The sequence below is a fragment of the Bradyrhizobium sp. genome (genome assembly GCF_049798375.1).
Lineage (GTDB): Bacteria > Pseudomonadota > Alphaproteobacteria > Rhizobiales > Xanthobacteraceae > Bradyrhizobium.
Map to the genome: position 1 here is coordinate 1 of NZ_JBARGP010000812.1, position 9,714 is coordinate 9,714.

The following is a 9,714-nucleotide window of genomic DNA, read 5'->3' on the forward strand; positions in this document are numbered from 1 at the left end:
GCCGGATTGATCCAGCAGGCATGAATGTGATTGTTCAGCGAGTTCGGGGCCTTTGGATCGATCTGGGAAATGAACCGCGTGAAGCATCGGAATGCCGCCTGGATGTGGCCACCGGGACAGCCGAAGCGGTCATAAAGGTCGAGATGGCGGAAGGCCGTGTCGAGATCGTCGGCATAAATCAATGCAACCACGCGCCGGCCGAGCCAGACGCATTCCGGATTGCCGGCGGCATTGCCGTTGAGCGCCTGTGCAGCTTCCGTGAACTCGTCGGTCTTGCGCTGGTTCTCCTTCGCCGTCTCCGCCGCGTTGGCGGCCGGCTGCTTCTGATCCTGGCCGCGATTGTCGTTGTTGCTCTGGGCGTGAACGCCGGACATGCCAAGCAGAATGGCGAATACAGGAATCGCGAGAGAGCGCAAAATCGAAACCTGAAGCTGAAGCACGCGTCGACCCATAAAATCCCCTGATATTGCCCTGCTACCGTCCCGCTGCGAACGCATCGGTGATGCCGACCAAATGGGCCTCCAATGCGGCGAGACCGAGAGCGCGAGTCCCACCGTCCCACTCCGTTCCTAACATTCTCTTGGCGAGCGGAGCGGACCTCTATGCCAATGACCGGATTTTGCAATTTTGTCCAGCAAACCCACAACTTTATCGCGTCATTGTAAAGGCCCGCCGGGACTGCGATTGCAGGGTCCCATGTCGCAGACCGGCACGGCGGATTCGGCCTGACTCCTGGCAGAGGTCTTGGCAGATGGCCGCCGACCGGGTAATCGACGGGACCCTGCCTGGAGAATGGAACTGAAATCTCTTCGTACACCGCTGGCGCTGCTGCTCGTTTCATTCGGGGTCATTGCCGCGATGTGGTGGTGGCTTGCCACGCCGATCACGCTCGCACGCGCGCCGATCGAACCCGGCGCCAAGCTCCAGTGCGTCTCCTATGCGCCGTTCCGTGGGGCCCAGTCGCCGCTCGATCCGAAGACGTATATCGATGCGGACCAGATCGAGCAGGACCTGACCCAACTCGCCAAGATCTCCGAATGCGTCCGCACTTATTCGATCGAGAACGGTCTCGACCAGGTGCCCGCTATCGCTACCAAGATCGGCGGTCTCAAGGTCATCCAGGGCATCTGGCTCGGCAGCAACAAGCTGAAGAACCAGCAGCAGATCGCCGTCGCCGTCGGGCTGGTTAAGCACTACCCGAATGTCATCAGCGCTGTCGTGGTCGGTAATGAGGTCCTGCTGCGCGGTGAGATGACAACCGCCGACCTGGCTGCGACCATTCGCAGCGTCAAGGCGCAGGTCACGGTGCCCGTCACCTATGCCGACGTCTGGGAATATTGGCTGCGCAACCGTGAGATCTACGACACGGTCGACTTCGTAACCGTGCACATCCTGCCTTACTGGGAGGATTTCCCGATCCGTGCCAAGCTCGCAGCCGCCCATGTCGACATGATCCGTCAGCAGGTTGCGATCGCATTTCCTGGCAAGGAGATCCTGATTGGCGAGACCGGCTGGCCGAGCGAGGGCCGCATGCGCGAGGGCGCGCTGCCGTCGCGCACCAACCAGGCCCGCGTCGTTTCGGAAATCCTCAGCCTCGCCAAGCGGGAGAATTTCCGGGTCAACCTGATCGAAGCCTATGACCAGCCCTGGAAGCGCAAGCTCGAAGGCACCGTCGGCGGCTATTGGGGCCTGTTCGATGCGGCCCGCCGCGCGCTGAAATATCCGCCGGGTGAACCGGTGAGCAATTTTCCGCTCTGGAAGCTGCAAATGGGTGGCGGCATGATGCTGTCGTTCATCGTGTTCCTGACGGGCTGGATGACAGTGCGCCGCAGACCCTGGCCGCCCGGCGCCGGCGCCTGGGTTGCCGTCGCGGTCTCGGCCACGTCGGCCGGCATCCTGCTCGGCGTTGCAGCCGACAAGATGTTCTACGAAAGCCTGGGTATCGGCGGCTGGCTGCAATGGGGGGCGCTATTCGCAGCAGGCCTGCTTGCGCCCATCCTCGGCGCGAACGCCTTGATGGCGGGCCGGCCCTTGCCGACCTTTCTGGATCTGCTCGGCCCGGCCAACGGCCGCAAGTACGGCCCCGCAACCTATTTGCTTGGCCTGACGCTGGTCGTGACCGTCCTGATCGGCGCCGAGACCGCACTCGGCTTCGTGTTCGATCCGCGCTACCGCGACTTTCCTTTCGCCAGCCTGACCATGGCAGTGGTGCCGTTCGCGATGCTGCTGTTCAATCGCCCTGCGCAAGGCGTGCGTCCGATCGCGGAGGCGACCTTTGCCGGCCTGCTGGCCGTATCTGCCGGCTATATCGTCCTCAACGAGGGCCGCGACAACTGGCAGTCGCTCTGGACCTGCGCCATCTATCTTGTGCTTGCGATCACGCTGTGGCGGGCGCGGGCCGTGCAAAGCCCAGGATGAGCAAGCCGATCGCCAGCCCCGACAGCACGATGTTGTAGAGCACGATGCCGAGACCTGCGGCGATCAGTCCGCCGGTCAGGAGCACGATCGACGGCCGCATCACGTGCAGCACCGCGATGACAAGCGCGACGGCGCCGAACACCGAATTCTTGAACAACGAGGTCGCGACCATCCGGCTCTTGCAGATCACGGTCTGCAGCCCGGCGTCGCAGGCGAGCGCGGTGCTGGAGAACTCGATCGCGAAATAGCGCAGGTACAAGGCATAGCCGACGGTGGCGAAACCGACGATCAGGAGCCATTGCACCTGATAGGGCGAGAGGCGAAACGGGGTCTTCTTCATGCGGCGGACTATGCTGTGGAACGATAGCCTCGACAAGCGCAAAACCCGGGCTGACGGGCTGCTTTCGCAGGCCCGCCAAGCCATTCATCGACGTGGCTAATTCGGTCAGCTTATTGCGGTGGTTGCTGTCGATGGAACAGCGACGACAGCGTATTCGGCTCGGGCTTCGGCGGCTCCGGTGGCGGGGCTGCCGCAGCGGGCGGAGGCGCTGGCGGCACTTCGTGTGCAGCGCCGTGGCGCTCATGCTGCCAGACCCGGCGCCGCTGGGGCGGGGCCGGCGGCGTTGCAGTGGCCGCATTGTTGGCGGCCGCAGGCTTCTGCCCCGAAGCCGTCGACTTGCCCGCCTCGGGTCCGACCTCGTTCTCGCGCGCGGCCAAACGCTGGCCGTCATAGACCGTGGTCTCGCAGGGACGCTGACGCCCGGCGAGGTTCGCGCAGATCTTGGCAGCTGCAGCTGCATCGCCGAGCGGTCCGGCGCCGAGCCGAAGCTGCATGCCTTGCCCGGCGCTGCCTTCCTTGACCATGATGATCGGGCTCAGTGCCGCCAGGTCGCTGTTGGTCTTGGACAGTCCGCGCCACAGCGCGCGCAGCCCATTGACCGTATTGGCGCCGCCGAGATCGACCGCGAACTCGGTCTTCTGCGCCGGCGCAAGCGTCGTGTCGCCTGACGCGGACGCGCCGGCATTGGCTTCCAGCTGTGGAGCGGCATCAGGCTTGGAGTCGGCCGAATCCTCTCTCGTCGGCTCGGGCTTGGAATCGAGCGTGGCGTCGGCCTTTGCCGCCTTGTCGGTCTCGGTCAGCTTGGAGGCGGCCGGATCGGGGGGAGCCATGATCGATTTCGACGCGACCAGCGACCCAACGGACGTGGACGGATTGGGGGCGGCTGCCATGGCCGAGAGCGTCGTCGACGACGGCTGCGACCAAGCCGAAGCCGCGGACGGGGTCCCGCCCGGCTTACCTGAGTCCGCGCGGGTCTTCTCGCCCCACGCATTGGTCGTCGCCACTGCCGCAACGGCCGGCGGGCTATTGGAGCTTGTGGCTGACGGGCCGGAACCGGAGGTTGCCGCCGCCTGGGAAGGCTGGCTCGGTCCCCGTGCGTCGGCGGTCGCCGGCTGCGGCGCTGCTTGCCCTGCGGGTGTCTGCGGCTTGCCAGCGGCTTGCGCCAAGCCTTGCTGCTTGGCGAGCGCCCCGGTCATGGAGTCCAGCCCCTGTTCGAGCACGGTGACCCGGGCAAAGAGCCGATCACGGTCGTTGTTCAGCGTTTCGATCGCGGCGGTGAGCTGCCGGGTTTGATTCTGGCTGTCGCGGGCGAGCGACTGCAGCGCCTGAGTCTGACGCGCCAGCTCGGCCGCAGAAATACGGTCCCGTTGCCAACTCTGCGCGCCTTGATTGGCGAGCACAGCCACAATGACAGTGCCGAGCGCCGCCGTACCCCACCAACCGATCCGCCAGAGTGCGCGGCGGTCGAATTCCTTCTCATCGGCGAGCAGGCCCGACAGCGCGCCGGTCTTCTCGGCCTTGAGGGCGGCCGCCTTTTTGTCGGAGTCCTTTGCCATTCACCTTTAGCCCTGCCGAATCATGCCGGAACATTAACAGGAAAAGCACCCCGGCCTCAGCTGCGCACGGGTTTGCCCCAACGAGAAAACGGCTTTATGACGACGCCATGTGCAATGTTCCCGCATCAGGAGACACATGACCGCACGTTCCAGCCTTACAGTTGTGCTCGCCGCGGGTGAGGGCACGCGCATGCGCGCAACTCTGCCGAAAGTGCTGCATCCCGTCGCCGGCGAGCCGCTGCTTTCGCACGTTCTCGCGGCCGCCTCCAGAGGCGAAGGGGCGCGATTGGCCGTGGTAATCGGTCCGGATCACTACGGTGTCGAGCAGGAGGTAAGGCGCTTGCGTCCCGATGCCGACATTTTCGTTCAGCGCGAGCGGCTCGGCACCGCGCATGCGGTGCTGGCGGCCCGCGAGGCGATCGCACGCGGCGCCGACGATTTGCTGGTCGCCTTCGGTGACACGCCGCTGATCTCGGCCGACACATTTGCACGATTGCGTGCACCGCTGGCGCAGGGCGCGACCCTGGCCGTGCTCGGCTTCCATGCCGTCGACCCGACCGGCTATGGACGTCTCGTGCGCGAGGGCGGCAAGCTCGTCGCGATCCGCGAGCAGGCCGACGCCAGCGAGGACGAGCGCAAGATCACGCTCTGCAATGCCGGCGTGATGGCATTCGACGGCCGCAAGGCGCTGCAGATCCTGGACAAGATCGGCAATGCCAATAAAAAGGGCGAATATTATCTGGTCGATGCCGTCGCGATCGCGCGCGACATGGGATTGGAGGCGGTGGTGATCGAGACGTCCGAGGACGAGGTGCGTGGCATCAACACCAAGGCGCAGCTCGCGGAAGCCGAAAGCGTAATGCAGACGCGGCTGCGGCGCGCGGCGATGGAGGCCGGCGTCACCCTGATCGCGCCGGAAACCGTCTATCTCGCCAGTGATACGAGCTTCGGCAAGGACGTCACCATCGAGCCGTTCGTGGTGATCGGCCCGGGCGTGTCGATCGGCGACGGCGCGGTGATTCACTCCTTCTCGCACGTCGTGCAAGCGTCGATCGGCAACATGGCCTCGGTCGGTCCTTATGCGCGGATCAGGCCGGGCACCTCGCTTGGCGACGGCGTCAGAATAGGCAATTTCGTCGAGACTAAGGCCGCGATCCTGGAGGAGGGCGTCAAGGTCAACCACCTCTCCTATATCGGCGACGCCCAGGTCGGCGCCAACACCAACATCGGCGCCGGCACCATCACCTGCAACTATGACGGCTTCGGCAAGCACAAGACGCTGATCGGCAAGGGCGCCTTCATCGGCACCAACTCGTCGCTGGTGGCGCCGGTCAAGATCGGCGCCGGCGCCTATATCGGCTCGGGCTCGGTGATCACCCGCGACGTGCCCGATGATGCGCTTGCACTCGAACGCAGTCCGCAGACCGTCCGTGAGGGCGGCGCCACGCGCTACCGCGAGTCCAAGCTGCGCGACAAGAAGCCGAAGAACGCTTGAGGTTGGATATTTATTTTGACGCGTTTTCTTGACGCGAACCGGTATCCATTTCGCTTGAAAATGCCCTATCCCTCGTCGCCGTCGAATTCGGAGAACATCGCGCGCGTCAGGCGCCAGCCGCGCCGCGTCGCATGGCGGACCGCTTCGTCGGACTTGCGCTTGACGGCCATGGGCTTGAGTTCCTGGCCCATGGCCGGCGGTGGCCAGTGCGCGAGGCGGTTGCCGCCGGTCCCGTCGGTGTGGTGAGCGCTGGTGCCTTTGGGATCAGGCCATTTGCGATCGGTCATGGAATGACCTCCAGATGGGGCATTTTTCAACTCAATGCCTTCACCGCATCTTAACGACGCGGCGAGCGGACCCAGACAGCGCATTCCACAATTGTGTAATGCCGGCGGTTAAGCTTGCCACTTAACTCTGTCGCAATCCGCAATAATTATTGAATCCTGAAACTACGGGTATTTCGTTAAGAGAACCCCGAAGTTTCGAATCTCTGTTTCGACGATTTGGGGAATTGCGCTGATGTGCGGAATTGTCGGCATCTTGGGGCGTGAGCCGGTCGCCGAGCAACTGGTGGATTCGCTCAAGCGGCTCGAATATCGCGGTTATGACTCCGCGGGTGTTGCGACGCTCGAGGGCGGCAAGCTCGAACGCCGGCGTGCCGAGGGCAAGCTGAAGAATCTGGCGGCATTGCTGCACACCAAACCGCTGCAAGGGCTCACCGGCATTGGCCATACGCGCTGGGCCACGCACGGCAAGCCGACCGTGAACAATGCGCATCCGCATGCGACCGATCGCGTCGCCGTGGTCCACAACGGCATCATCGAAAATTTCCACGAGCTGCGCGAAGCCCTGCAGAAGAAGGGCGCGGTGTTTGCGACCGAGACCGATACCGAGATCGTCGTGCATCTGGTCGACGATCTCCTGAGCCAGGGCTGGACGCCGGTCGATGCTGTCAGGGAGACGCTCGGCAAGCTGAGGGGCGCGTTCGCGCTCGGCTTCATCTTCGCAGGCCAGGACGACCTGATGATCGGCGCGCGCAACGGTCCGCCGCTCGCGGTCGGTTACGGCAAGGGCGAGATGTATCTGGGCTCGGATGCGATCGCGCTCGGACCGTTCACCGACAGCATCAGCTATCTCGAAGACGGCGACTGGGCCGTGCTGACCCGTGACGGCGCCACCGTATACGACCGCAACAACGCGGCCGTGCATCGTGAGATCGTCAAGCACGGTCCGACGACGTCGCTGGTTGACAAGGCCAACTACCGCCATTTCATGGCCAAGGAGATTCACGAGCAACCGGAAGTCGTCGGCCATACGCTGGCGCGCTATATCGACATGGCGACCGAACGCGTTGCGTTGCCGGCGAGCCTGCCGTTCGACTTCAAGGACATCCAGCGCATCTCGATAACCGCCTGCGGCACGGCGAGCTATGCCGGCTATATCGGCAAATATTGGCTGGAGCGCTTTGCGCGCGTGCCGGTCGAGATCGACGTCGCCTCCGAATTCCGCTATCGCGAGGCGCCGCTGCGCAAGGGCGATCTCGCGATCTTCATCTCGCAATCAGGCGAGACCGCCGACACGCTGGCAGCGCTGCGCTACGCCAAGGCGCAGGGCACGCACACGCTTTCGGTGGTCAACGTGCCGACCTCGACGATCGCGCGCGAGAGCGAGATCGTGATGCCGACCCTGGCCGGTCCCGAAATCGGCGTCGCTTCCACCAAGGCGTTCACCTGCCAGCTCATGGTGCTGGCATCGCTCTCGATCGCCGCCGGCCGTGCCCGCGGTGAATTGTCCGAGGCGGATGAAGCCAGACTGGTGCACGGGCTGGTCGAAGTTCCTCGCCTGATCTCGGCGGCGCTCACCACCGAGCCACAGATCGAGAAGCTCGCCCGCGAGATCGCCAAGTCGAAGGACGTGCTCTATCTCGGCCGCGGCACCTCGTTCCCGCTGGCGCTGGAAGGCGCGTTGAAGCTGAAGGAGATTTCCTACATCCACGCCGAAGGCTACGCCGCCGGTGAGCTCAAGCACGGGCCCATCGCGCTGATCGATGAAAACATGCCGGTCGTGGTGATCGCGCCCTATGACAAGGTGTTCGAGAAGACCGTCTCGAACATGCAGGAGGTTGCCGCGCGCGGCGGCAATATCATTCTGATGACCGACGCACGCGGCGCGGCCGAGGCCACCGTGGAGTCGCTGGTTACGATCACGATGCCGGACATGGGCGCAACCTTCACGCCGATGGTCTATGCCGTTCCCGTGCAACTTCTGGCCTATCATACCGCGGTGGTGATGGGCACGGATGTGGACCAGCCGCGGAATCTCGCCAAATCGGTGACGGTCGAATAGCCGCAGGGAACGCCCGCAAACGTCTTCCGGTCTTTAAAAATCTGCTAAGAGACCTAGCTGAGATTGACCGGACCCGGAAGACTGCATGAGTTCCCGCGACGACCTGCCGCCGCAGACAGAGCCGCCAATCGAGCCACCCGTGGAGACGACCTCCCACGGCGGCCTGATGGCGCGATTCCGCAATTATTTCCTGACCGGCCTCGTGGTTGCCGGGCCGGTCATCGTCACGCTCTACATCACCTGGTGGTTCGTCACCTGGGTCGACGGGCTGGTGCGGCCATTCGTGCCCACGGCCTATCGCCCCGAGACCTATCTGCCGTTCGGCGTGCCGGGGTCGGGACTGATTGTCGCAGTGATCGCCCTGACCTTGCTCGGGTTCCTCACGGCCAACCTGATCGGGCGCACGCTGGTCGATCTCGGCGAGCGGCTGCTCGGGCGGATTCCGGCGGTGCGCGCGATCTATCGCGGCCTCAAGCAGGTGTTCGAGACGCTGTTTTCCGGCAAGGGCTCAAGCCTGCGCCGGGTGGGTCTGGTCGAGTTTCCATCGCCCGGCATGTGGTCGATCGTGCTGATCTCGCTGCCGCCGAATGGCGAGGTTGCCGATCGCTTACCGGGGCAGGAGGAGCACATCTCGGTGTTCCTGCCCTGCGCGCCGAACCCGACCACCGGCTTCTTCTTCTACGTGCCGAAGAGCAAAGTCGTCGAAATCGATATGAGCGCCGAGGACGCGGCCACGCTGATCATGTCCGCCGGTGTCGTGCAGCCGGGCTCGGACCAGCAGAAGAAGGTCGCGGCGCTCGCTAACATGGCCAACACGGCGCGCATCGCCAATGAAGGCGCACCGCCGATGCTGCAGCCCGAGCCGGCGAAGGTCGACTAGCTTCAGCCTGCCAGCGACCGCGTGCCCGCGGTCGCGAAGGGCTGATGCACGTTTTCGGCGCTTCAACGCAGGCGACAGTTCCGGCTAAGCTCCGATAACGCAGCAATCGGAGCGCACCATGATCCCCAGCATCGCCATCCTCGCGCCCGGCGCAATGGGCAGCGCGGTTGCAGCGCGCCTTGCCGAACATGGTGCGGGGGTGCTGACCTCGCTCGACGGACGCAGCGAGGCGACGCGCAAGCGTGCCGCTGCAGCCGGCATGGTCGCGGCCGATGGCGCCGGGATCGCCAATGCCGACATCATCCTGTCGATCGTGCCACCCGGCGAGGCGCTGCCGCTGGCCGAGCATCTGGCAGCGCTGATCACGCGCAGTACCAAGAAGCCCGTCGTCGTCGACTGCAACGCGGTGAATGTAGAGACGGTGCGCAAGGTCGAGCAAATCGTGCGGTCGTCCGGCGCGCGCTTCGTCGACGCCGGCATCATCGGGCTGCCGCCGAAGCCTGGCAGCAACGGACCGGTGCTCTATGTGAGCGGAGACGATGCCAAGGATATCACCGTGCTGCGTGACCTCGGCCTGGACGTCCGCATGGTCGCAGGACCGGTCGGCGCAGCCTCGGCGCTGAAGATGTCCTATGCCGGCATCAACAAGGGACTGATCGGGCTTGGCGCCGCCATGGTG

9 protein-coding genes are annotated in these 9,714 nt (G+C 64.5%); 5 read left to right on the forward strand and 4 right to left on the reverse strand.

Annotated elements, in window-relative coordinates; genetic code table 11:
- Window positions 1-452: beta-1-3, beta-1-6-glucan biosynthesis protein (locus WA702_RS30710; protein ID WP_425114290.1), on the reverse strand; the 452-nt coding region annotated here is incomplete at its 3' end.
- Window positions 453-792: 340 nt separating this feature from the next.
- Here WA702_RS30710 and WA702_RS30715 point away from each other — a divergent pair.
- The gene (locus WA702_RS30715; protein ID WP_425114291.1) at window positions 793-2,418 is read left to right on the forward strand and encodes a beta-(1-6) glucans synthase; all 1,626 of its coding nucleotides are present in this window, start codon (window positions 793-795) and stop codon (window positions 2,416-2,418) included.
- On the opposite strand, the gene WA702_RS30720 is transcribed toward WA702_RS30715, so the two are convergent.
- Both WA702_RS30720 and WA702_RS30725 read right to left on the reverse strand, forming a co-directional pair.
- A complete protein-coding gene (locus WA702_RS30720) occupies window positions 2,378-2,758 on the reverse strand; it encodes a hypothetical protein (RefSeq protein ID WP_425114293.1) in 381 nt (126 codons plus the stop codon). The two genes, WA702_RS30715 and WA702_RS30720, sit on opposite strands and share 41 nt — an antisense overlap.
- A gap of 110 nt (window positions 2,759-2,868) precedes the next feature.
- Window positions 2,869-4,314, reverse strand: coding sequence for a hypothetical protein (locus tag WA702_RS30725; RefSeq protein ID WP_425114294.1), 1,446 nt, complete (start codon window positions 4,312-4,314; stop codon window positions 2,869-2,871).
- 136 nt (window positions 4,315-4,450) lie between these two features.
- On the opposite strand from WA702_RS30725, the gene glmU reads away from it, so the two are divergent.
- Window positions 4,451-5,809, forward strand: coding sequence for a bifunctional UDP-N-acetylglucosamine diphosphorylase/glucosamine-1-phosphate N-acetyltransferase GlmU (gene glmU / locus WA702_RS30730; protein ID WP_425114295.1), 1,359 nt, complete (start codon window positions 4,451-4,453; stop codon window positions 5,807-5,809).
- 65 nt (window positions 5,810-5,874) lie between these two features.
- Here the strand turns inward: glmU and WA702_RS30735 are convergent, their stop codons facing one another.
- Window positions 5,875-6,096, reverse strand: a complete 222-nt coding sequence (locus WA702_RS30735) for a hypothetical protein (RefSeq protein ID WP_425114296.1) — start codon at window positions 6,094-6,096, stop codon at window positions 5,875-5,877.
- A 232-nt stretch (window positions 6,097-6,328) separates the two neighbouring features.
- Here WA702_RS30735 and glmS point away from each other — a divergent pair, with 232 nt between their 5' ends.
- From glmS to WA702_RS30750, 3 genes are all read left to right on the forward strand, one after another.
- Complete coding sequence (gene glmS, locus WA702_RS30740) at window positions 6,329-8,155, forward strand: glutamine--fructose-6-phosphate transaminase (isomerizing) (RefSeq protein ID WP_425114297.1); 1,827 nt, start codon at window positions 6,329-6,331, stop codon at window positions 8,153-8,155.
- 85 nt (window positions 8,156-8,240) lie between these two features.
- Window positions 8,241-9,035 (forward strand): DUF502 domain-containing protein, encoded by a 795-nt coding sequence (locus tag WA702_RS30745; protein WP_425114298.1) that lies wholly within the window; start codon window positions 8,241-8,243, stop codon window positions 9,033-9,035.
- Window positions 9,036-9,153: 118 nt separating this feature from the next.
- Window positions 9,154-9,714: NAD(P)-binding domain-containing protein (locus WA702_RS30750; protein WP_425114299.1), on the forward strand; the 561-nt coding region annotated here is incomplete at its 3' end.

Coding starts and splice junctions, on each gene's coding strand:
- WA702_RS30715 (WP_425114291.1), top strand. CDS start 793: ATGGAACTGAAATCTCTTCGTACACCGCTGGCGCTGCTGCTCGTTTCA.
- WA702_RS30720 (WP_425114293.1), bottom strand. CDS start 2,758: ATGAAGAAGACCCCGTTTCGCCTCTCGCCCTATCAGGTGCAATGGCTC.
- WA702_RS30725 (WP_425114294.1), bottom strand. CDS start 4,314: ATGGCAAAGGACTCCGACAAAAAGGCGGCCGCCCTCAAGGCCGAGAAG.
- glmU (WP_425114295.1), top strand. CDS start 4,451: ATGACCGCACGTTCCAGCCTTACAGTTGTGCTCGCCGCGGGTGAGGGC.
- WA702_RS30735 (WP_425114296.1), bottom strand. CDS start 6,096: ATGACCGATCGCAAATGGCCTGATCCCAAAGGCACCAGCGCTCACCAC.
- glmS (WP_425114297.1), top strand. CDS start 6,329: ATGTGCGGAATTGTCGGCATCTTGGGGCGTGAGCCGGTCGCCGAGCAA.
- WA702_RS30745 (WP_425114298.1), top strand. CDS start 8,241: ATGAGTTCCCGCGACGACCTGCCGCCGCAGACAGAGCCGCCAATCGAG.